Genomic DNA, 21,811 nt, shown 5'->3' with positions numbered 1-21,811 from the left:
TTTTTTCAGTAGACAGGCGTATTTCCAGAAATGTTGCAAAATGAGCAGATTTTTTGCAACATTTATTAATAAACCTTTGTCTACTCTGACATGATTGATGAAAAGGAGCTAATTCCCCGCATCTTACATGGAGATATGAAAGCTTTTGAGGTATTGGTAACACAATACCAGGGGCTGGTATTCCATGTGGTGAACAGGATCATCAATACACAGGAGGATAAAGAAGATATCTGTCAGGAGGTGTTTATAAAGGTGCACCAGCACCTGCGGCGCTTTGAGTATAAGTCCCGTTTATCCACCTGGATCGCCCGTATCGCCTATCTGACAGCTATTAACTACAGTAAAAAGTACAGCAGTGGTAATACGGTGTCTCATCCGGAGGATATTGAAAACTATAGCTTTACAGATGAACATCCCGGCCACCTCCTGGACAAAAAGGACGTGACGGCATATATAAACCGCCTGATTGCCCAGATGCCTGAACAATACAGGACGGTATTGACGTTATATCATCTGAATGAGTTCTCTTACCAGGAAATTGAAGAAATAACCGGTTTCCCGGAAGGAACTGTAAAAAGTTATCTTTTCCGTGGACGTAAACTACTAAAGGATAAATTAGGTGTTTATCTTAAAAATGAGGTGTCATGAAAGAGATAGATGAGCAAAAATTACAGGAAATGCTGGAAAAGGGCCTGCACCTTCCGGATGTGCCACTAGCTGCCGGAGAGGAGCAGGAGCTGGAACGCTATACCGTCTTATGGGAAGCGCTGGAACAGCCTGTTGTACCAGATTTGTCTCCGGGTTTTGCTGTGAATGTAAGCGCCAGGATCCGGCTGGAAAAAGACAGAAAAGCAGAGTTGCGTTTTAATCTGCTGATAGCAGCCGTTTGTCTGTTACTGGGGGGAGGAGCAGTAGCGGCGCTGATCTTTTTTAGTACCAATAGTCCTGTTCTGCAGCTGTTATCTCATTACGGACCTATCCTGCCAGGCGGACTGGCATTAATACTATTGATCCAGTACCTGGACCAGAAGCTCGTGAAAGAAAAGGTCCGCTCTTATAACTGAATATGAATATGGTCATCATGCCGCACTGCATAGCAGCCATGAAACCGGATCTTATCACTTTCCAGCTGCAGGCGTGTCTGGAGATGTGGTTCAATAAATACCTTATGAATAGCAGGATGGTAGATGATGACTGTCATTAATGCCCGCATCCGCAGACTATCAAATACATATTTGTGCTTATTCCCCTGTGGTGCTATCTGTTGCAGTACACTATACCAGTGGTAACCCTGTTCCCGGCAACTTTCAGCCGTATTGATCTCTCCCGGGCGTGGTGTTTCACACACGCCGTAACCAATGACAGAAGGTGCATTATCTGAAGGCATGCCACTGGTTTTATCTATATAGAGAAAGGCCAGGTCCAGTTTTTTCCCGTCATTATGACTCAGATGTGGTAGCATTGGAAAGCTGTTAAAGAAAGGAAATCCGCCATCCAGGTAATTGACCGCCGTTCCGGGATGGAAGCGGTTCATTTTCAAAGCAATATCCAACGCAGCGGTTTTCAGGGCCGGTCGCACATAATGCCTGTTCAGTAAGCAGGTGGTCAGCCGTAAGGGCTGTAAACCATCTTTACGAAAGACAGGCAGTGGCACCCTGCCAAAAGGTTTAGCCAGCAGGGGGATAATAAGTACAGTACTAAACAGGTAGATCAGCATGAACGCGCCTATTTTAGCCAGTGGCTGTAATATTGGCCTGGTCACTTTCTGGATGATCAGGGGATGGGTACGCCTGGAAATCAGATAGATAATGCCTCCCAGCTGTGTAAGCATCGTCAGAACAATGAATATAAGGACATGCGTCACTATCCGGGCAATGCCAAGGGATTTTTGGATCATAAGCGTATAAGAAGCCGGTAGCGGCAGGGACTAGGGATAAAGGGTGTAAAATAATAAAAAAAGAAGAACCCGTACGCCCTGGGAGGTGTACGGGTTCTTCTTTTTTATGCTAAAGCAGGAAACTTATTTCTGTTGTGCCTGTGCACTACCGAACACCGTTTTCAGCAGATCAGTCACTCGGGCAGCCGGATCCTGTCTGATTTTCTGCTCTTCTACCGCTACTTCTGAGAAAATACCGGCAACTGCTTTTTCGGTAACATAAGCAGTCAGGTCGGTATTGACAGGGGTAGAAGAGAATTTGTTATATACAGAGAAAACGTCTGACCAGTATTTGGTCGCATCCACTTTTTTCAGCGCTTCGCTGATGGCAGGACGGAAAGCCGCTGTCAGGGAGGCAGTCGTTTTATCTTTGAAATAGTTGGTTGCAGCGTTGTTGCCACCTTTCAGGATGCCCAGTGCATCGGTGATGGTCATTTGTTTGATCGCATTTACGAAAATAGGCGCAGCTGATTTTGCAGCTTCTTCCGCACCCTTGTTCATAGACTGGATCGCTTTATCCACAATGCTACCCATACCCATACTGCGTAAGGTACTTTCTACTTTCTGTGCTTCCGGTGGCATCAGGATCTTAAGGGCGGCATTGGCAAAAAAGCCGTTTGGAGAAGAGAGTTTGTTAGCGCTGTTCTGTGTTCCGATGGTCAATGCTTCTTTCAGACCAGCAGCTATCTGGGTAGTGCTGAGTTGTCCGTAGGATGGCAGGTTATTGAGTATCTGCTGGGAGGTTTCACAACCAGTGCTGGTTAAGAGAAGCGTGGCAGCAATAATACATGCAAAAAAGCCTTTTTTCATAATAGATTGTATTACATTCTTAAATGTTGGTGCGCAAAGATAATCCTCTTCTTATTCATTGCGTTCATGTTTTCTGTTAACTATTGTTATCATTCCCCTGTTCCGGACAACGAAGTGACAAATATTCCCTTTAAAAATGCGATATTGCATAGAGTATGAAAAACGTCCCTTGTTAAGAGGGAAACAGCACTATTCAGACACATAGTCATTATTACAGGTCAGGAGAGAAAACAGCTTTAGTAACAATGGGGAAGTCCCGCACCGATACCGGGGACGCCATATAACAGATTCCACATGAAAACGTTTATTATCATCGGAGTGGTAGCCGCAGTCTACATCGTATTCGTTATCATAAAATTAATGAAGCTCAATAGCCGGGCAAAGGAAATTGCTGCCAAAGCCATGAAGGAACGTGACCAACAGCGGGATAAAGCTGTTGAAGACGAACCTCTGGTAAACGAAGACGGCGTCCTGTCCCTGCATGACCGGCAGTATATCGCCTGTGGCGCCAATCTGATCTACCTCCGGGGAGAAAGACTGGATACACTGGAAACCGATACAGAACAGGATGAGATCAGACACATGCTCAGAAGAGACTGGCATATCAATACCCGGGATAAATTACTGAGCACGATCGATGGACTCGCTACCCGGGGGCACCGGGTCTATTTTAAGCCCATCTGGCAGATACTGACCACCCTGCCGGTACGTGAACGTCCTGAAGCACTGGATAAATTACAGCAGGACTTTGCGGCAAAAGGAGACGATGCACCGATAGAAGAATACGCCGCCAATATCTCCGAATGCTACAAACACCTCCGCGAAATATCCGATTGCTTCGAAGGCAAGAAGTGTAAACTGGATGCCCTTACCTGGGATCTGGGTCGCGCTATAAACCTCTGCCGCTGGGGCTACGATGCAGGTTTCCTGTCAAGAGAAGAATCCATGCGCTACATCCGTAAATTCGGGAAAGAGCTGTTGCATAACTACACCAGCTGGGCCAACCTCGGAGAAAACTATCTCATAGGTTTCGCCATGTGGACCGGCGATATCGAACAACTGGATGAACTCCATGGCGGACATTGTGATCTGCTCTCAGAAGATAGCAGCCCATGGGTATTACTGGAAAGCAAATAGTTTTCATCGCATTTGATATAAGAAAAGCGGACTTTCATCAAAGTCCGCTTTTCTTTTCTATAGTTGCAGGATAACGAGCCAACTGTATGGTGATCAGTCCTTCCCCCGGTTTTCTTTTTTCCATAGTGCCGCTTTTTTATTCAATTTTTGCGGCTTTGATCACATTGATGGCATTGGATACCCGGGGGAATCCTACATAAGGATACATGTGTACCATCGCTGATACAAGGGTCTCTTTACTGTTGCCGGTTTTCAGATTACCCACCGCATGAGAGGCCATTTGTCTTTCCGCGCCGCCAAGTGTAGCCAATGCACAGAAGATGAGCAATTCCCGGGTTTTAATATCAAGTCCTTCCCTGGTATAAAAATCCCCGAAACACGACTCCGTCAGTATTCTTGGGATAGCAGCAGACAGTTCGCCGGGTAAGTCCTGCATGGCCGTTTTCATACCGTCTCCATACAAGGGATACTGGATCGCCTTCCCTTTTTCAAAACGCTCCGACTCCTGCACCGTACCTGTATTTTCCAATGGTAATTGTATCCCTCTGCTGATAAATACACTGTTGATCGTATCCAGCGCATTCAGGACCTTCGGAAAGCCAATGAAAGGCGCCGCCTGATAAATCGATTCCCGGATCTCCACGGGCGTCACTCCAATATTCAGTGCCGCATTAGTATGTGACTTTAACTGTGGTAAGGTCTGATTGGTGGTCAGCACAGTAATAGTGATCAGCTCCCGCGTTTTATCGTCCAGCTGACCCGTATAGAATATTTCTCCGAAGATGAGTCGCTGCAATATGTTCATCAATTCCGGATCATTACTCCGTAACACCGTTCGCGCACCAAATAGTTCCTCATATTTCTTTTTCGCCCTTTCCGTTCTGCCGGTATCAGACAATGTCGTTGTCACCTGCGCACATACGCCTGTGGCAGAGAACACAACAGTGGCTAAGCCAATAAATATCTTTCTCATGATCGCTGTTGATTGCTTTAGCTGGGAACTAATTGAGCGAACGGTATTCATTGGGCGACTGCCCAACGCGCTGCTTGAAAAGACGTGTAAAGTGTGCCGGGTATTTAAAGCCTATTTCGTAGGCGATCTCACTGATAGATTTACTAAGGTCCAGTACCTTCTCCCTGGCAATATCGATCACTTTTTCCTGGATGTATTCCTGCGCCGTACGCCCTGTTTCCTTTTTTGTCAGATCCCCGAAATAGTTAGGTGAGAGATGGAGCTGTCCCGCACAATATTTTACAGTAGGAAGTCCTGCCGACTGAGCCTTGCCTGATAGGAAGTAATCCTCCAGTAACTTTTCAAACCGGGTCAGTACATCTTTATGCATATTATCACGGGTAATGAATTGTCGGTCGTAGAAACGCACACAGTAATTCAGTAATAACTCAATGGTGCTAACGATTAAGGTCTTGCTGTGTTTGTCAATAGCATGTTCCAGTTCGTATTGCATTCTCGTGAAACTCTCTGTGATGAGGTCTCTTTCCCTGTCCGACAGATGTAGTGCTTCATTGGCGTCATAGGAAAAGAAATGATAGTCTTTGATATGTCTGCCGAGATGAGTCCCTCTGATCAGGTCCGGATGAAAAGCAAGCGCCCAGCCGGTGGGTTGTATCATATTGCCGGTATCTTCAAATCCGAATACCTGTCCCGGTGCAATGAACAGGAGGGTGCCGTCTTCATAATCGTAATGATTACGGCCATACTTCATTTCACCGCATTTCAGTTCCTTCAGGAAGACAATGTAAAGATCAGATACATAACGGCCTTCCCGCACCAGTGTGGATTTGGACTGGTCCAGTACGCTTACGAGCGGATGTAGTGTCCGCTGCCCTCTGTCCGTGTTAAATTGTGTAACACTTTCAATTTTTATGATCTTTTCCATCGGTCTTGCTTTAACAATATCAAAAGTACAGTAAGAAATTATCCGCAAATGCGCGTCAAGGCCTGATCAGTAATATTGGTAAGAGATCATGTAATCTGTATAATCCATCCCCCGGAAATTCCCGGGACCTTTGCATCACAAACAACATTCACAGCAACGATTAAGTTGTGCAGCTACACAAAGTCTGTTACTAACTGCCGGCAGACTGCCACAACAGTATCAGCTGCTTATTTTATGCTAACATTTACCAATCATATGGATGATCAGATATCAATACAGGAAGGCTTATCGGTGAAACAACAGCAGATCGTCACTATTGCCGCATTCACTGCAAACGGAAACCTGGTAGCGCTTGACACTGCCCTGAATCAGGGGTTGAATGCTGGTCTTACTATCAGTGAGATCAAAGAAGTATTAGTGCAATTATATGCCTATTGTGGTTTTCCAGGAAGTCTGCAGGGAATAAACACCTTCATGAAGGTACTTGAAAAAAGAAAGGACAGCTGGATAAAAGACCATGAGGGAAAGGATGCTACGCCTGTCACAACTACTACTGATAAATATGAACGGGGGAGGAAAATACTGGAACAACTGACCGGGAGACCTGAAACAGGCCCTAAAATGGGCGCTGCCGCTTTTGCACCTGTCATTGATACTTTTCTGAAAGAACACCTCTTCGCTGATATATTCGAAAGGGATGTACTGAATTACAAAGACCGCGAACTGGCAACGATCTCCGCCCTGATCAGCCTGAAAGGTGTTGAACCTATGTTACAGGCGCACCTGAATATGGGTATGAACGTCGGGTTATCCCCACAGCAAATCGACCACTTAATAGCTATCATCCATGAACGTGTCGGTCAGACGGAAGCAGCTATCGCAAAGACCATTTATCAAAAGGTCCACGACAGCCGAAGCTAGCAGGAGATGATAGCATCAGTTATTCCTGCGGAACATGCCGTTTTAAAATCACCGATCGCAAACGTTCTTCATGTGCATCTCCCCATTGCCCTAAAGCAGTGATCACGGGTATCAGCGTTTGACCAAATTCCGTCAGACTATACTCCACTTTCGGCGGCGCCTGTGGATATACTATTTTCGTTACCAGTTCTGCTGCTTCCAGTTCGTTTAACTGTACATTCAATACACGCCTGGAAGCATCCGGTATCTTGCGCTGTAACTCACTCGGGCGTTGAAATCCCTCATTTATAAACCATAACAAACGGATCTTCCATTTGCCATACAACACTTCTCCAATGAGATCAAGCCCGCAGTTCAGATTGATGGGAATTTTCTTTTCGTACATAAGGTAAATTTAGCCCCATTGGGTGAATATCGCAATACGGATAAATTTGTCCCTATGCGAATCCCTGATCCGTACTTGTCTGCCATTACCAGATGACTCAATTTTGTGATAGAAAAATGAATCAAATGGAACAGCAATTCAATTTTAATAACGAATTATCAGGTAAGATCGCGCTGGTAACAGGTGGTACAAAAGGCGCAGGTAAAGCCATTGCAGACAGACTCGTACGGGCAGGTGCAAGTGTGATTATTACCGCAAGAAATCAACCGGAGACAGCCGCTAACGACAGACGTTTTATTGCAGCAGATCTGAGTACCGCAGCAGGTGCTGCAAAAGTGACCAGTGATATTCTGGGTAAAGAAGGAAGAATAGATATCCTTGTGAATAACCTGGGTGGTTCTGAGACAAGTGGAGGTGGATTCGCGGTATTGACAGACGAAGACTGGGAAACTACTTTGCGGACCAATTTACTCGCGCCTGTACGTCTGGACAGAGGCTTTCTGCCGGGTATGATTGAAAGAGGAGCGGGGGTGATTATCCATATCGCATCTATCCAGGCCAGACTGCCTTTATACGATTCCACTTTGCCCTATGCGGCTGCAAAAGCAGGTTTACTCAATTATAGCAAGAGTTTATCCAGAGAGGTCTCTTCCAAAGGCGTACGTGTCCTTACCGTATCTCCCGGCTGGATCATGACCGAAGCCTCAGAAAGGATGGCAGAGAGAATAGCCGAAAGTGCCGCTATTACAGTGGAGCAGGCGAAGCAAAGTGTAATGGACGCATTGGGTGGTATTCCTTTTGGCAGAGCGGCGATGCCGGAAGAAGTGGCAGAACTCGTGGGTTTCCTGGTATCTCCCAGAGCAGGATACCTGACCGGTACAGAATATATAATTGATGGCGGAACGATCCCGACTATCTGATAAAAAAGGCGGCACTTTAGAAAGTGCCGCCTTCTGCTATTTAGATATTGATGACCAGCTTTCCTCTTGCACTGCCGCTTTCAATGGCCTCATACGCTACGCCTGTATCTTCCAGTGACAGACTCCTGGCGTCCAGCAATGGTTTTAATTGTCCGTTTTCTGCCAGTCTGGTGGCTTCCTTTAGGATATCGCCATGGTGCTGCATGCCTTTTCCCGTCAACATAGGTAACAGGGTAAATACGCCGGAATAGGTGGCTCCTCTGAAAGACAATGGCGCCAGACTATGACTACCCCAACCCAGTGCGCTGACTACATGGCCAGTATAGGTACGTACCGCTTCAAACGACTGACTCAGTGTTTCTCCGCCCACAGTATCAAAAACGATATCAAATCCTTCTCCATCGGTGTATTTATCCACATATTCCTTTACGCTCATATTTTTATAATCGATCGCTGTAGCGCCCAGTTGTTCGATCACGGATAAGGAATGACTGCTGCCGGTAGCAAATACCGTCGCACCAAAAGCACGGGCCAGCTGAATGGCTACATGTCCGATACCGCCTGCACCGCCATGAACCAGTACACGCTGTCCTTCTTTTACCTGGGCACGGTCAACCAGCCCTTCCCAGGCAGTAATAAAGACCAGTGGCAGGGCAGCTGCCTCCCGCATACTGAGATTGGTCGCTTTAGGAGCAAGCAGCGCCGCATCTACTGCCGCATATTCAGCCAGGGTGCCCTGACGACCACCAATACCGCCAGCCATACCATATACCTCATCGCCTGGTTTGAAGTCCGTAATGCCTTCTCCGGTGGCCACAACAATACCTGCCAGGTCAAGTCCCAGTACGGCTGGTACCGCCTGTTGGGCATGTTTGCCCTCGCCTCTTTTGATCTTCGTATCCAGTGGATTTACCCCACTGGCGATGATTTTTACCAATACCTGTCCTTTTGCGGCAACAGGAACCGGCAGTGTTTTTACCTTAAATGTGTCCCCATAGTTTTCCAGTACGAGGGCCTTCATGCTATCGTTAAGTTGTGTATTAGTCGTCATTGTTTGAATTTTATCTGTTGATAATGCGGGTCATCCGGGATGACCTTGTGTGAATTGCATAGCAAATATGTACCTCTTTTTGGGTTTGTATGGGGTATATGTTTGCTATAAAAGTGTATTTTTGTACTATGGTTAAGTCGCATTTATACGAACCCTTCGAAATTGCTGTTTCTGAACCCATGGACGAATGTCCACGGCCTATCCATTCCCACAGCTTTTTCGAACTGATATATGTGGTTTCCGGCACAGGTAAACACTTTGTCAATGAATCGGGGCTGGAATATGCACCGGGCAACCTGTTCCTGATCGCTCCCGATGACACGCACCATTTCGATATACAGGAACAAACGACCCTGCTCTTTGTTCGGTTTAACGAATCCTATGTAGGCTCTTCCAAAGTACAGGAACGCTCCCGCCAGCGCATTACCTATATCCTTAAGAATGCCAATCACCAAGCGGGCTGCCTGTTGCGATATGCAGGTGACCAGGTAGTGGCCAGGTCCATCATGGAAGCAGTGATGAGAGAACACGAGGAGCGGGGTTTCTACCATCAGGAACTACTATTACAGTTTATTGATACCGTATTGATGCTGATCGTGCGGAATATCACGACTCTGCTACCGGAAAAGGTAAACGAGAACACAGAAGAAAAAGCCCTAGAGATCTTACAGTACGTACAGACCAATATCGCATCTCCTGACAAGATAAGAGCTAAAGCGATCAGCCGGCAATTCGGTATCTCCGAACATTACCTGGGCCGGTATTTTAAGAAACATACCAATGAAACTCTCCAGGAGTATATCATCCATTATAAACTGCGCATGGTGGAAAGCAGACTACTCCACAGTAATATGCGCATGAATGAGATTGCCGACGGACTTGGCTTTACAGATAAAAGCCATCTGAACAGACTGTTTAAAAAGTATAATGGCGTCAGTCCTGCGCAATACCGGAAACAACAACAGCAAATGCTGCTGCCAAAGTCTTAACTTTGCGCCATCTCCTTTATAAATTCCCTCCAACTATAGGTTAGTTTACCCTGCTGGTCTGGTTACGTTATGTCACCAATAGGACAGTAACTCATTCGTTAAATAGCTGAACGAGGTACCCTATTATACTTAATTTTACAGTTTACTGCTGGGATAATTGTCGTCAGCACAATTAAAAACAACAAACCGGAATGAAGAAAAGCTTATTCCCCCTGATGTTGGGCGGACTGGGAATTGGAACTACAGAATTTGTCATGATGGGACTGCTGCCTGATATCGCAGCAGGTATGAAGATCACCATACCGGAAGCAGGTCACATGATCTCTTCCTATGCCCTGGGCGTAGTGATCGGCGCGCCTTTACTCGTACTGATGAGTGGCAGTTATCCGCCAAAAAAGATCCTGATCGGCCTCATGATCGTTTTCACTGCTTTTAATGGCTTATCTGCTTTTGCACCTTCACCTTTTACTTTACTGCTTGCACGTTTCTTTTCAGGACTGCCGCATGGTGCATTCTTTGGCGTGGGTTCAGTAGTGGCCAGCCGTCTGGCAGATAAAGGCAAACAGGCACAGGCGATCTCTATGATGTTTGCCGGTCTTACGATCGCCAACCTCTTACTCGTACCGGTAGGTACATGGGTCGGTCACCACTTTTTATGGCGTTATACCTTCGGAATAGTGGCCCTGATCGGTGTGATCACGCTGGTATTCCTGAAAGCCTGGTTACCGGCATTACCTGCCCAACACGAAGGAGATACCCGTTCTCAGTTCCAGATATTCAAGAATCCGGAAACATGGCTCATCATTCTCATTACTGCGATCGGTACTGGCGGATTATTCGCCTGGATCAGCTATATCGCGCCGCTGATGACCAATATCTCCCGCTTCCCGGCTGATAGCGTATCCGGGATCATGATACTGGCAGGATTCGGTATGGTGGTGGGGAACTTTATTGGTGGCCGTATGGCAGATAAATTTGATCCTGCAAAGACCTGTGCTGGCTTATTGGTGGCGATGGCTATCACCCTGACCTGTATCTATTTCTTCTCTGCCATTCAGCCTGTATCACTGGTATTGACCTTTATCGCAGGTGCATTGTCGATCGCACTGGCAGCGCCTATCCAGATCCTGATGATAGGAACTGCTAAAGGGGCTGAAATGCTCGGGGCTGGTGTCACACAGGCCGCTTTTAATATCGGTAACTCGCTGGGTGCATTCCTGGGCGGTCTGCCAATCATCGCTGGTTATGGCTATAACTCTCCGGTGCTGGTGGGTACTTTAATGGCCCTGGGTGGTGTGCTCTTTGCTGTCGTCCTGATCAAAAGACAGGCTGCTATGCCTGTGCCACAGGCAGCGCGCGTAAAATCAAGCGTAACCTTCCACTAAGAGGAATAGCGTATATTGTAACAGCCGCTGTAATCGCTCAGACGAACAGCGGCTGTTTGCTTTTATTGAAACATGATCTCTTTCAATATCTCAACACTCTTCGTCAGTTCTTCCATAGAAGCAGAAGCAAATCCCAGTCGCAGCGCATTGGAATTAAACTGTGGATAGACATGCACCTTGCCGTTGGAAATGGTCAGTTCTTTGTTGAAAGCCCTATCTGACAGCAGGGTAAGGTCGATAGCAGGATCAAAGACCGTCCAGACTGACATCCCTCCTTCAGGTACACCAAACTTTACCACACCCTTTAACTCCTTTGCTAATAATCCACAGAAATGATCCCGCCGTTCTTCATACACAGGCAATGTCCTTCTCAGATAACGTTGTATCGTCCCATCATTCAGTAGATCCGCCATTGCATTGTCGAGGATATGATCTCCCTGCCGATCCAGCAGAATACGTGCCCTGGACAATAATTCAATCACGTTCTCCGCTGCCACCAGATAGCCCATCCGGAAAGCAGGAGAGAAGCTCTTGCTAAAAGAGCCGCAGTATATCACCATCCCGTTTTCATCCGCGCTGGCCAATGGCGAAAGTGGCCGGTGCTTAAAGTGAAAATCAAAATCGTAGTCGTCTTCAAAGATGATAAAGCCGTACTGATTAGCAAGACGCAGCAATTCCAGTCTTCTGTCAATACGTAAAGCGACAGTTGTCGGATAATGGTGATGTGGTGTTACATATACCATCCTGACGGGTTGTTGTGCACAGATCTTCCGTAATTCATCTACCACCAGGCCATGTTCATCTACAGGTATACCGATATGTGTAGCGCCGCTATGAACAAAATTATGCTGTGCCCTTTTCCATCCCGGTACGCCGGATACGATCACATCTCCGGGATTGATCAGCGCATTACACACCAGGTTAATCCCCATTAGGGTACCCCTGACAGACAATATGTTTCTATAACTGGTTTTCAGTCCACGGGTTTCATTAAGATAGTCCGATAAGGCCTGCCGGTAGTGTTTCGGACCGGCAGCATTCCCATAACTCCCGAATTGATAATACAGTCTGCCTCTGCTCAACTGACTCCGGTATGCCCGGTAAAACTCTTTCAGGGGCGCCAGTCTTGGATCCGGAAAACCATCATCCAGGTGATATGCCGTCACAGGTACATCCTGCATATTATCAGGATAGTCTTTTGGAGCAATAGAGAACCCCGCTTTAACAGCTGCTCCGGTTATCGTTTTACGGCCGAGCTTTTCAGGGGTATGATCGCCCAGATGACCGGATACGAAAGTCCCGCGACCTACCGCACTCTCCAGCCAACCCTGTAACTGTAGTTCCTCATAAGCCCTGGATACCGTGATTCTGTTAAGCTGTAATAGCGCCGCCAGGTCCCTGCTGCCCGGTAATTTCTGTCCGGAGCGCAGCTTTCCCTGCCTGATCAATGCCAGTATTGCATCCGCCAGTTGCAGATAAACCGCTCTTTCCGCCGAAAAATCAGGCTTTATATCCGCAAAGACCTGTAATACAATTGGACTATCCATTATCTTCAAATTGGACTATGAAGGTAATCCAATGTTTGAATAAGTTTGCAGCGATAACCACTCATGCAACAAGGAAATATGGAATATAACATCAGACCATGCCACGAAAATGACCTGGATAAACTACTGGACCTTTGTCAGTTACACGCTGACTACGAAAAGGCTGCCTACAATCCGGAAGGCAAAAAGCAAAGACTAAAGACCGCTCTTTTTTCAGCTGCTCCGCAGTTGAACTGCCTGGTGGCAGATGTGGCCGGAGATATCATCGGTTATGCCACCTATACCTTCGATTTTTCCACCTGGGATGCAGCCAGGTTTATCTACCTGGATTGCCTCTACCTGGAAGAAGCCTACAGAAGTTATGGCATCGGTCAGGTACTGATGGAAAAAGTTGCCACCATCGGTAAAGCCGAAAACTGTATCAATATGCAATGGCAGACACCTGATTTTAATGAAAGAGCGATTCAATTCTACAAACGCATCGGTGGTATTGGCAAAGATAAAGTAAGATTTACGCTACCTCTCTAAACAAATCAACAGATAGTATATATGCAGTTCAATATTCAACCGACACTGGAAAATGAACAGGTCATTCTCTACCCACTAAAGGAGGAAGATTTTGAAGTATTGTACCAGGTAGCTTCCGATCCGCTGGTATGGGAACAACACCCTAATAAAGACCGCTGGAAAAGGGATGTATTTCAAACCTTCTTTGATGGCGCACTGCAAAGTAAAGGCGCATTTAAGATCGTACACAAAGAGACAGGTGAGGTCATGGGTAGCACACGTATCTATGACTACAATCCGGAAGATAACAGTATCCTGATCGGTTATACTTTCTACGGGAGAAAATACTGGGGGAAAGGACTGAATCAGTCAGTGAAAAAGATGATGCTGGACTATCTCTTCCAATATGTATCCGCTGTTCACTTCCATATCGGCGCACAAAACATCCGCTCTCAGATAGCGATATCACGCCTTGGCGCACAGAAAGCCAGCGAACAGGAAGTCGCTTATTTCGGAGAAAAGCCTAAATTGAATTTTGTTTACGTCATCGAAAAAGAACAATATAGCGTATAATATGGAAGCTATCAGGATCAGTAAAGCCGCTCCGGAGGATGTAGGTCTGTTACAACAGATAGGAACGCAGACGTTTTTTGAAGCCTTTGCACAAGTCAATACGGAATCAGATATGAAACAATATCTGGAAGCTACCTTTAATGAAGAGAAAATACTGGCAGAGCTCCATAACCCTGAATCAGCCTTCTTCATCGTATGGGATGGAGCAAGCCCTATCGGCTATCTGAAACTGAACACCGGAAAAGCACAGACTGATCTGAAAGAAACAGATTCGCTGGAAATAGAACGTATCTATGTACTGGGTGCTTATCACGGAAAAAAGGTTGGACAGCTGCTGTATGAAAAGGCTTTGGAAGTTGCGCAGCTACAACATAAATCATCTATCTGGTTAGGTGTATGGGAAAACAATCATAAAGCCATACGCTTCTATGAAAAGAACGGTTTTGTCACCTTTAGTACGCATATGTTTCGCCTGGGTGAAGATGATCAACTGGATCTCCTGATGCGAAAGATACTTAGCCCGCACTGACGGACAGCGACCATGATGGTATGCCGGACGAATATGAATCTACCCACGGACTGAATCCCGCTGATGCGGCTGATAGAAACGGATATGCCGCCAATGGCTATACCAATCCGGAGAACTACCTTAACAGTCTGACCCAATAACGCATCAATAAAGAAGGGACGCCCATCAATAACAGACGCCCCTTCTTTATATTCCCAAACTAAGCGATCTATTGACGCTTAGGTTTGTTCCATATAGTAAAGAACGGAAGATCCACAGTCAACCAGGCATTCCATCTCCAGGACGGATTGGTAACTATTGTACTGTTTTCTGCCGTTATCTTTGAGAGTCCAGGGCCATACTGCCCGCCTATACCTAATGCAAGCGGCAGATTTCCACCAAATCCATACACCAGGTGGAACCCGGGTGAAAATATCTGGCCGAGTTTAATTTCATATTCTTTCTTGATTGCAGCAGTGTTGCCACCGGCATTATTAGGAATAGAGTCCTGTTTTAATTTGTAATCGACAATTGCACCCAGATCTATTAATGAAGCAAATAAGCTGATAGCACCATATTTCTCCCAACTCAGGAAACCCGGCGTATAGGAAATGCCGATAGGAGCGGTCACCCCAAATTTATCATGCCATGCTCCCTGGTTAAGATCTGCTTTTTCATGTGAGAAAGAATAATAAGCGCCCAGGTAAGTCTGGATGGAAAAATTGGACAGGGAGTGTTTTTTGATGGAAGAACTGCCTACCGGTAGTATCACATTATCCAGCGCGGCTTTAATGCCTTCTTCATCATTTGACTCTACGATATTAGCCATAAACAAACCGTATGGTTTCACCTTCTCGATAAAAGTAAATAGTTCGTCGAGCGACTTTTTTTTGTTATCAGCTGGGCTGCCCGCGTTGCTGTTTTTCTTAGTGAGATCGTGTAGTTCTTTTAACACATCAACTGCATCGTTGACGGCCTGTGTATATTGAGCGCTGTAAATGTCCTTGTAGAGATCATTTGTTCTGTGGATAATGTTTGAATAGCCGTCTGTTTCCAGTTTGTCGTCTATTAACTTTGCAATACTGAACGCATAGTCTGAGATATCAACGGCTGTACTGATATAGGTATGTATATCATCATTGGTGAGTTTGATACTATAGTCTTTTTTCTTTTTGATGTCCAGATAACTTGCCACCACTTTATCCGCCAGTGCAGTGAATTCGGATAGCTTACTTTCAAACAGGAATATATTGTCGGACCGGTCAGCAATAATTTTAGCCACAGATGTACTGGATCCATCATTCCGATATAATTTGATGTCCTTTTCAACGACTTTCTGATAGATGAGACCCAGATACAATTTTAGAAAAGAAACATCAGACGCATATACTTCCACTTGTTTAGCAGAAACCCAGATTGAATCAGTGTTCTGGTTACGGAAGCTTTCAGAAAAGACCGCGGCTAATTTAATAGCGCTGCCCGTATTCTTAAAGGTATTACTTCCGCCTTCATCCCATTCAGCCAGGGAGGCGAATTTTGTAATCAGTTCTGCCGGCTGATAGGCGCCTGTCTCAAGTCCTCTGACAAGCTTTACTGATCTGATGGCAATACGTACTTCAGGGAAATCTTTAAGTAGTGCACTATACTTTGGCAGCTCCATCACATCATCCAGGTGATAGGTGATCTGATTGAGGTCTTCAAAAAATCCCTTGCGCAGTGCAGGTAACATCTGCGGATATGCATAGGCCAGGAGGTTGCTCAGGTTGTCTGTCGTTTTAGGAAAGAGTACCTGGAACTCGGGATGCTCCTTTGCAAATTTCTTGAACCGGTTAAAGAATGCAACCGTCAGTTCCTGCTTCGCCCGGTCTATCATGAGACTGGCAATAGCATTGGCAAATCCTGTAACATCTAAGCCACCGATAGTGGATGCAATGGTTCTATCTTTTCCAATATCACCCGGATTCTCACTTAACGTGAAATTTTCATCGAAAAAGCTTGCAATGAAAGGGTTTTTCTCAGCATTTTTAAAACCTGCCACAACGGTGATATCCTTATTTAAGTATTTGCTTAAAATAGTGGCAATTTTGTCTTTTGATGGGGCGTCATTCACGAAGTGACTACTATCGTCAATCAACCCTCGTAATGTAACGGCATCATAAAATGCAATCTGCCCGTACGCAACCGTATATGAAATGATACAACAGATAAGCAGTAAAAGTTTTCTCATGTATGTTATGTGTTTAAGATTTCACGATAAAATGCAGCTCAGTTTCCGGAGCATTGAATGCCTGCTCCACTGTAGAACCAAATTCGCTTAACGCGGCCAGCATCGCATTTTTATCCCTGGGCATATTTTTTCTTGCACTTAATAGCAATGCCGCAATGCCGGACATGATCGCGGTTGCAAAGCTGCTACCGTTTTCTTCCCTGTAGTAGTGCCTGAAAATAATACTACAACACCAGGCTTGTCTGTCAGGGATAATTATCAATGGCGTGGGTAGTTCATGCTGATGCTGATCAAAGAAAGCCTTGCTGATCGCGCAAACGGGAATCACTTCACGAGCGCTTGCGGGAAATACCAGTTGGGGAGATGTAGTCCAGTCACCGGCTGCGGCAAACATAACGGCGCTCGTGATCTGTGCAATTTTCTCTGCTACTGCTGCCACGGCATCGGCGCGTCCGATAGACATATTGATCACGTCGGCTTTCTGTTGTAGCGCATAATCAAGACCTTTGCCCACACTCAGAAAATTACCAGGATCATTCCGGTCAAACATGACTTTAGCTGCATAGATGCTGGCGGATGGTGCTACGCCGGTAATACCCTGATCGCCGGAGAAAGACTTCGCCGCAATTAATGAGGCCATCGCAGTACCATGTCCCTGTACGTCTCTGTCTGCATTTGCACTATTGGTAAAGTCAGTAGAGTCGCTCACGCTATTGATCATATCGAGATGTCCCATTTCCATGCCGCTATCCAATACAGCGACCCGGATGCCGGCACCGGCTGTTTGGCGGATAGCAGCAGGAATACGAGTCAATCGCTGACTCCAGTCGATAAGCATGGGAGGGAAGACAGCATTCTTTCTGAAAATCTCGATGTCTGCTGCTGTAACACCTGCCACATGCTGTGTAGTCGTGCTGGTATGCAGACCGCCACTCCAGTAATAGTTACCCGCAAGGTCCTTGTACCAGGTATCAATGCCGTCAAAACTATCGCCCTTATAGATCAATCCATCTACTTCCAGTTCACTGCCGGGTGCGAGAAACTGGTAACAGGGTGCGTTCAGACTAGCCTCACCTGCTCGCACATTCAGAAATTTATTGACCGTTAGTTTCATTATCCTACACGTTTTATACCTTGCGCAGGCGGGTTCAGGGAGTTCTGTTTGCTCTTGTCTGCTTCCGGAGGCGGAACAGAGGCTCTCAGCTTCATTAATTTGTTCAGCAGGTCAAACCAGAATGGAGCGCCAAGGGAAAGCGCCAGTGCTGTGATGAACCAGCCCAGAATGGATAATAGTAAGGTTCCAAACGGACATTCTTTCCCCAAACTATAATTATTAATACCCCCACCGAGCAGCTGTTGCGTTTTCTTTATATCAGCATTGATCAGACTATCCGCGCGGTGAATCAGCGTATCGCGCTCTTTTTTCAGATTCTCATACTTTTTGTTTAAATCTTTTGCATCCCCTGATGTTATGGTTGAGTCGGGAGATTGGTTGATGAGATCCTGTTTTTCCTGCTGCAGTTCCTTATCCAGATTGGGATGTGCTTTTACGAAAGCATCCGCCTGTTGTACCAGCTGTGCTCTTAAGGTGGGGTCTTTCTGCAGTTTCCCGGCCAGCTGGATGGTGTCTATATTGAAGATAATGGCAATGACCATACCCACTACGATGGAAATCAACTGTGCATGTTTTTTATACCATCCCGTCGTCCTGTCCATAGTTTCATCAAACCAGCGCTCCAGTGCTATCCTGAATCTGTCTACATCCCCCTGGGCATCTACCCAGATAGAATTGAGGTAAGTCGCCGTTTCTTCGCCGATCTTAATTTCAAGATTGCCGATTTGAATTGTTTTACGGTCGATGGTGGCCTGTATCTTATCTCTGATACCTTCTCCGGGTTTTACATTTTGTCCGCGTAACAGATCGATGATCACTTTTGAGAAAGTCTCATTTTTAAGATAAGCCGGCTTCTTTTTGTCGGCATCCTCTCCGAGGAACTTGATCAGCGGATGATTGTAAAAAGCGCCTGTGAATGTGTTGCCCTGAATTAGATGCTCAAAAGGGTTAATAATAAGCCCTGCCAACCGGGTGGCTTGTTTCTCCTGCTGCGGAGTAGGACCATCCTGCAACATCCGCATAATCCCTTTTTCAAGGAATTTGGCACGATAGCGGATCAGATTGGAGAGAATTTCCTGTACTGTAGTAAGTAGCATACTATAGAGCAGGTATATAAATACGAGACCAATAACTACATCAATGGAGCCGGAATTAAACATGGTAATTGCTTTAATGAAGGGATGTTAACGCTATATATTTACTGGATTGCAGTAAATGTCTCTTTCTGGTATATACACGGTAATACAGCATCGCTATCTGTAGTGCTGCTGTTATAACAAAATTTCGTCATTTCCGTTTAAGAAGCAATACCAACTAGTTGGTATTTTTGGGGCAGGCGCTCGTAAAGCCGGTTATCAGCACTATTGGATTTGCTGATACCGGCATGTATTCTTTTTTTTCCTGGCATTATCGTAGTTATGCGCCCTTCAGGTGTTTGTAAAACCGATTTCCTTACAACCGGTAAGTATCCCCTAATCTGAAATAAAAACTGTCATCTGCTTTCTTCTCCTGTAATAATCTTTCGTATTCCTTTTCTGCCATATTTACATCCCCGAATACTTTTTCAGTCGTCACACCTTTTGACCCCTTTCGTCCGTAACGTGTTCTGACTACTTTGTGCTCTAACGTGATTTCGAAAAAACAGAACACATTCTCTTCCTGGTATTCAAAATATTCCATCATTTACCCGCTGATTTTATCTTCTTAGTTATATTTACGTCCGCTTATGTGTCCTCCAAAATAGTTAGAGCGGGCAGCGAAAATGAAAATCTGGTATCTACAAATGCTCTACAAGCGTGTGAGAATGCCATCTACAAGAACCTTACAAGAGCTTATATGTTGCACATAATCAAGAAGATAGCCATATCCGTTATAACTACGTTTTTTTCAGCGGCTGTTTGTATGGCCAATATACCGGCGGACTCTTTAAGCCGCGTCTTATTAAAAAAAAATATCACAACTGAACAGCGGGTGATGACCTTAAGCCTGCTCGCAAGGGCAACATCTATTACTGCAACTGAGCATGCGATCAACCTCGGATTACAGGCTGTTCAACTCAGCCGCTCACTTTCCGACGCACAGCATACCGCGATAGCGTATGCCATATTGGCGCCTGTTTATCTGCAGAAAAATGATCTCACCCGTTCTGCACAGATGGTGGATAGTGCCCTTTTTTATGCGGCAAAAACGAAAAGCCCACTTGCAAAAGGAGTCGCCTGGTATAGAAAAGCCTGGATGGAAAACCTGCAGGGCAAGTCACAGGAAGCATTACTGAGTGCACAACAGTCATTAAAATACCTGGAGGAAAGCAAAGATCAGAACTATCAGTCTTCCGTCTATTATATTATCGCCAGTATATATGCGAACCTGTATGATAGTCCCCTGCATAAAAAATACGCCCAGCTGTGTTTGCAGGCGGCTATTAAAGACATGGACTATGACAATATCCTCATGGCCTATCAGACTTTAGGCACCTACTGGCAATATTATCACATGGAACATCGGGATGACCGTTCAGCACTGGATGCCGCCTTCTTCTATAACAGAGCGGCGATGCAACTCTTCCTGGCAGCGAAAGACCGGATGATCTTTCATAGTACGATGGCCATTATTGCGCTGAATACCGCCGATCTCTATGCACAGAACCTCCCGGCTTCCTATCGCGACAGCGTATTCTATTACCTGGATTTTGCACAGAAGATAGGGGAGGAGACCCATCACCTCGAAGTGGTCGCTAACTGTTATGGGATGAAAAGCGACTATGAATCCGCTGCAGGTAATTATGCAAAAGCAGAAGGTCTGTTACTGAAAGGACTGGACTTCGTGAATGCAGACAGTGCCAGCAACCTGGCTTCCAAAGTGCAGTTTATGTCCTCACTGGCAACTGTTGCAGAAAAACAGGGCCACTACAAGGAAGCCTACGAATATCAGCAGAAATATGGGGTGTTGTATACGGATCTCTATAATGAAGAGAAGATGAATATGACGAAAGAACTGGAAGCAAAGTATCAGGCGGAGAAAAATGCAACGGCACTCAAAACATTGCAACAGACCGCCATGCTGCATAAAAGGCTGGGCTATCTGTATATTGGTCTGGGCCTGGCCTCTGTGGCCGCTGCTGTATTTCTTTTCAGATCCCTGCGTTTCCGTTTGCGCCTGGTACAGAAAGAAAAAGAAGATGTGGCTTTACTCGCACAGCTGAAACAGAATGAGAACAGGCAACTGGCCATGGAAAAACAGGAAGCAGAACTACAGGCCCGTCTCAGCGAAGAAGAAGCCATGCGCCTCATTGCAGAACATGAGCTCTTACAGGAAAGACAGGAACGATTAGAAAAAGATCTTCTGGCCGGCACCCTGCAGGTAGAGCAAAAAACAGTCTTGCTGCAAACCCTGCAACAGACCATTGCCAGGAACAGAAATGATAAATCTGTACTGGCGCAACTCAATCATATCATTGAGCATGATAAAAAACTGGATGAATCCTTTGCAGATAATAAAGCCGATTTTGATAACATCAGCCCCGAATTCTTTGAAAAGCTGAAAGAACGCTCTGCGAATATGCTCTCCCGTCTGGACCTGAAGCACTGCTCCTATATTTATCTCGGCCTCACTAACAAGGAAGTCGCCCAGCGACTGGGAATTGCGCCTAAGAGTATTATTATGGCGCGATATCGTATTAAACTGAAATTGAGTCTGGCGAAAGAAGAGGAGCTGGATGAGTATATCCGTTCGCTGTGATGCGGTCAGGCCTGTTCCCGCCAAAGACCAATCAGGCTTTTCGGGGGTACGTCGTGCTTTGCTCTAATCCTTGCCCTGAAGAAACAGGGAGGTCGTTAATCGAAAGTGATAGCGTTTTTTATGTGTATAAGATATTGATAATGTTTATATTAGTTTTAGTTTTTG

The 21,811-nt window shown here is 45.8% G+C and carries 22 protein-coding genes; 11 read left to right on the top strand and 11 right to left on the bottom strand.

All coding sequences use genetic code 11. From position 1 onward, the window contains the following. Positions 1-135: 135 nt before the first annotated feature. Both BMZ72_RS09230 and BMZ72_RS09225 read left to right on the top strand, forming a co-directional pair. Positions 136-648, top strand: a complete 513-nt coding sequence (locus BMZ72_RS09230) for an RNA polymerase sigma factor (protein WP_255373156.1) — start codon at positions 136-138, stop codon at positions 646-648. Further along, positions 645-1,064: a hypothetical protein gene (locus BMZ72_RS09225; RefSeq protein ID WP_089807527.1), complete on the top strand. Its 420-nt coding sequence runs from the start codon at positions 645-647 to the stop codon at positions 1,062-1,064. Before BMZ72_RS09230 ends, BMZ72_RS09225 begins: the two co-directional genes overlap by 4 nt. On the opposite strand, the gene BMZ72_RS09220 is transcribed toward BMZ72_RS09225, so the two are convergent. Both BMZ72_RS09220 and BMZ72_RS09215 read right to left on the bottom strand, forming a co-directional pair. Next, positions 1,055-1,831, bottom strand: coding sequence for a hypothetical protein (locus BMZ72_RS09220; protein WP_255373155.1), 777 nt, complete (start codon positions 1,829-1,831; stop codon positions 1,055-1,057). The genes BMZ72_RS09225 and BMZ72_RS09220 overlap by 10 nt on opposite strands. Positions 1,832-2,020: 189 nt before the next feature. Further along, a complete protein-coding gene (locus BMZ72_RS09215) occupies positions 2,021-2,746 on the bottom strand; it encodes a DUF4197 domain-containing protein (RefSeq protein WP_089807523.1) in 726 nt (241 codons plus the stop codon). 294 nt (positions 2,747-3,040) lie between these two features. Here BMZ72_RS09215 and BMZ72_RS09210 point away from each other — a divergent pair, with 294 nt between their 5' ends. Continuing rightward, on the top strand, positions 3,041-3,883 hold the full coding sequence (locus tag BMZ72_RS09210; RefSeq protein WP_089807521.1) for a DUF1266 domain-containing protein: 843 nt from the start codon (positions 3,041-3,043) through the stop codon (positions 3,881-3,883). A gap of 136 nt (positions 3,884-4,019) precedes the next feature. Here the strand turns inward: BMZ72_RS09210 and BMZ72_RS09205 are convergent, their stop codons facing one another. Together BMZ72_RS09205 and BMZ72_RS09200 are read right to left on the bottom strand one after the other, a co-directional pair. Next, positions 4,020-4,856: a carboxymuconolactone decarboxylase family protein gene (locus BMZ72_RS09205; RefSeq protein WP_089807519.1), complete on the bottom strand. Its 837-nt coding sequence runs from the start codon at positions 4,854-4,856 to the stop codon at positions 4,020-4,022. Positions 4,857-4,884: 28 nt separating this feature from the next. Beyond that, a complete protein-coding gene (locus BMZ72_RS09200; protein ID WP_089807517.1) occupies positions 4,885-5,781 on the bottom strand; it encodes a helix-turn-helix domain-containing protein in 897 nt (298 codons plus the stop codon). Positions 5,782-6,015: 234 nt separating this feature from the next. Here BMZ72_RS09200 and BMZ72_RS09195 point away from each other — a divergent pair, with 234 nt between their 5' ends. Further along, the gene (locus tag BMZ72_RS09195) at positions 6,016-6,702 is read left to right on the top strand and encodes a carboxymuconolactone decarboxylase family protein (RefSeq protein WP_089807515.1); all 687 of its coding nucleotides are present in this window, start codon (positions 6,016-6,018) and stop codon (positions 6,700-6,702) included. Between the two features lie 19 nt (positions 6,703-6,721). Here the strand turns inward: BMZ72_RS09195 and BMZ72_RS09190 are convergent, their stop codons facing one another. Continuing rightward, a complete protein-coding gene (locus BMZ72_RS09190; protein WP_089807513.1) occupies positions 6,722-7,087 on the bottom strand; it encodes a winged helix-turn-helix transcriptional regulator in 366 nt (121 codons plus the stop codon). 125 nt (positions 7,088-7,212) lie between these two features. Between BMZ72_RS09190 and BMZ72_RS09185 the strand changes: the two genes are divergently transcribed. After that, positions 7,213-8,007: an SDR family oxidoreductase gene (locus tag BMZ72_RS09185; protein WP_089807511.1), complete on the top strand. Its 795-nt coding sequence runs from the start codon at positions 7,213-7,215 to the stop codon at positions 8,005-8,007. 40 nt (positions 8,008-8,047) lie between these two features. Here the strand turns inward: BMZ72_RS09185 and BMZ72_RS09180 are convergent, their stop codons facing one another. After that, a complete protein-coding gene (locus tag BMZ72_RS09180) occupies positions 8,048-9,058 on the bottom strand; it encodes a zinc-dependent alcohol dehydrogenase family protein (protein WP_089807509.1) in 1,011 nt (336 codons plus the stop codon). A gap of 128 nt (positions 9,059-9,186) precedes the next feature. Between BMZ72_RS09180 and BMZ72_RS09175 the strand changes: the two genes are divergently transcribed. Together BMZ72_RS09175 and BMZ72_RS09170 are read left to right on the top strand one after the other, a co-directional pair. Further along, complete coding sequence (locus BMZ72_RS09175) at positions 9,187-10,047, top strand: helix-turn-helix domain-containing protein (protein ID WP_089807507.1); 861 nt, start codon at positions 9,187-9,189, stop codon at positions 10,045-10,047. A 191-nt stretch (positions 10,048-10,238) separates the two neighbouring features. Continuing rightward, the gene (locus tag BMZ72_RS09170; RefSeq protein ID WP_089807505.1) at positions 10,239-11,432 is read left to right on the top strand and encodes an MFS transporter; all 1,194 of its coding nucleotides are present in this window, start codon (positions 10,239-10,241) and stop codon (positions 11,430-11,432) included. Positions 11,433-11,494: 62 nt separating this feature from the next. On the opposite strand, the gene BMZ72_RS09165 is transcribed toward BMZ72_RS09170, so the two are convergent. Then, positions 11,495-12,979: an aminotransferase-like domain-containing protein gene (locus BMZ72_RS09165; RefSeq protein WP_089807502.1), complete on the bottom strand. Its 1,485-nt coding sequence runs from the start codon at positions 12,977-12,979 to the stop codon at positions 11,495-11,497. Between the two features lie 63 nt (positions 12,980-13,042). Between BMZ72_RS09165 and BMZ72_RS09160 the strand changes: the two genes are divergently transcribed. Genes BMZ72_RS09160 through BMZ72_RS09150 form a run of 3 tightly spaced genes read left to right on the top strand, consistent with a single transcriptional unit; the run spans position 13,043 to position 14,588 of the window. Beyond that, positions 13,043-13,507: a GNAT family N-acetyltransferase gene (locus BMZ72_RS09160; RefSeq protein WP_218155223.1), complete on the top strand. Its 465-nt coding sequence runs from the start codon at positions 13,043-13,045 to the stop codon at positions 13,505-13,507. A gap of 21 nt (positions 13,508-13,528) precedes the next feature. Next, entirely contained in the window at positions 13,529-14,059 is a 531-nt protein-coding gene (locus BMZ72_RS09155; protein WP_089807498.1) for a GNAT family N-acetyltransferase, read from the top strand. Position 14,060: 1 nt separating this feature from the next. Further along, complete coding sequence (locus BMZ72_RS09150; protein ID WP_089807496.1) at positions 14,061-14,588, top strand: GNAT family N-acetyltransferase; 528 nt, start codon at positions 14,061-14,063, stop codon at positions 14,586-14,588. 208 nt (positions 14,589-14,796) lie between these two features. On the opposite strand, the gene BMZ72_RS09145 is transcribed toward BMZ72_RS09150, so the two are convergent. The 4 genes from BMZ72_RS09145 to BMZ72_RS09130 form a co-directional block, all read right to left on the bottom strand. Beyond that, a complete protein-coding gene (locus tag BMZ72_RS09145; protein WP_089807495.1) occupies positions 14,797-16,794 on the bottom strand; it encodes a hypothetical protein in 1,998 nt (665 codons plus the stop codon). 13 nt (positions 16,795-16,807) lie between these two features. Continuing rightward, positions 16,808-17,908, bottom strand: coding sequence for a S8 family peptidase (locus BMZ72_RS09140; RefSeq protein WP_089807493.1), 1,101 nt, complete (start codon positions 17,906-17,908; stop codon positions 16,808-16,810). Continuing rightward, complete coding sequence (locus BMZ72_RS09135; protein ID WP_089807491.1) at positions 17,908-19,068, bottom strand: hypothetical protein; 1,161 nt, start codon at positions 19,066-19,068, stop codon at positions 17,908-17,910. The genes BMZ72_RS09140 and BMZ72_RS09135 overlap by 1 nt, the downstream gene beginning before the upstream one ends. A 292-nt stretch (positions 19,069-19,360) precedes the next feature. Then, a complete protein-coding gene (locus tag BMZ72_RS09130) occupies positions 19,361-19,591 on the bottom strand; it encodes a WGR domain-containing protein (RefSeq protein ID WP_089807489.1) in 231 nt (76 codons plus the stop codon). A 291-nt stretch (positions 19,592-19,882) separates the two neighbouring features. Between BMZ72_RS09130 and BMZ72_RS09125 the strand changes: the two genes are divergently transcribed. Further along, the gene (locus BMZ72_RS09125) at positions 19,883-21,646 is read left to right on the top strand and encodes a helix-turn-helix transcriptional regulator (protein WP_143087652.1); all 1,764 of its coding nucleotides are present in this window, start codon (positions 19,883-19,885) and stop codon (positions 21,644-21,646) included. The last annotated feature ends 165 nt before the right edge of the window (positions 21,647-21,811 follow it).

The sequence above is a fragment of the Chitinophaga sp. YR627 genome, from assembly GCF_900114995.1.
Lineage (GTDB): Bacteria > Bacteroidota > Bacteroidia > Chitinophagales > Chitinophagaceae > Chitinophaga.
The sequence above is the reverse complement of the archived record's forward strand: the minus strand, read 5'-3'. Positions and strand labels throughout refer to the sequence as shown.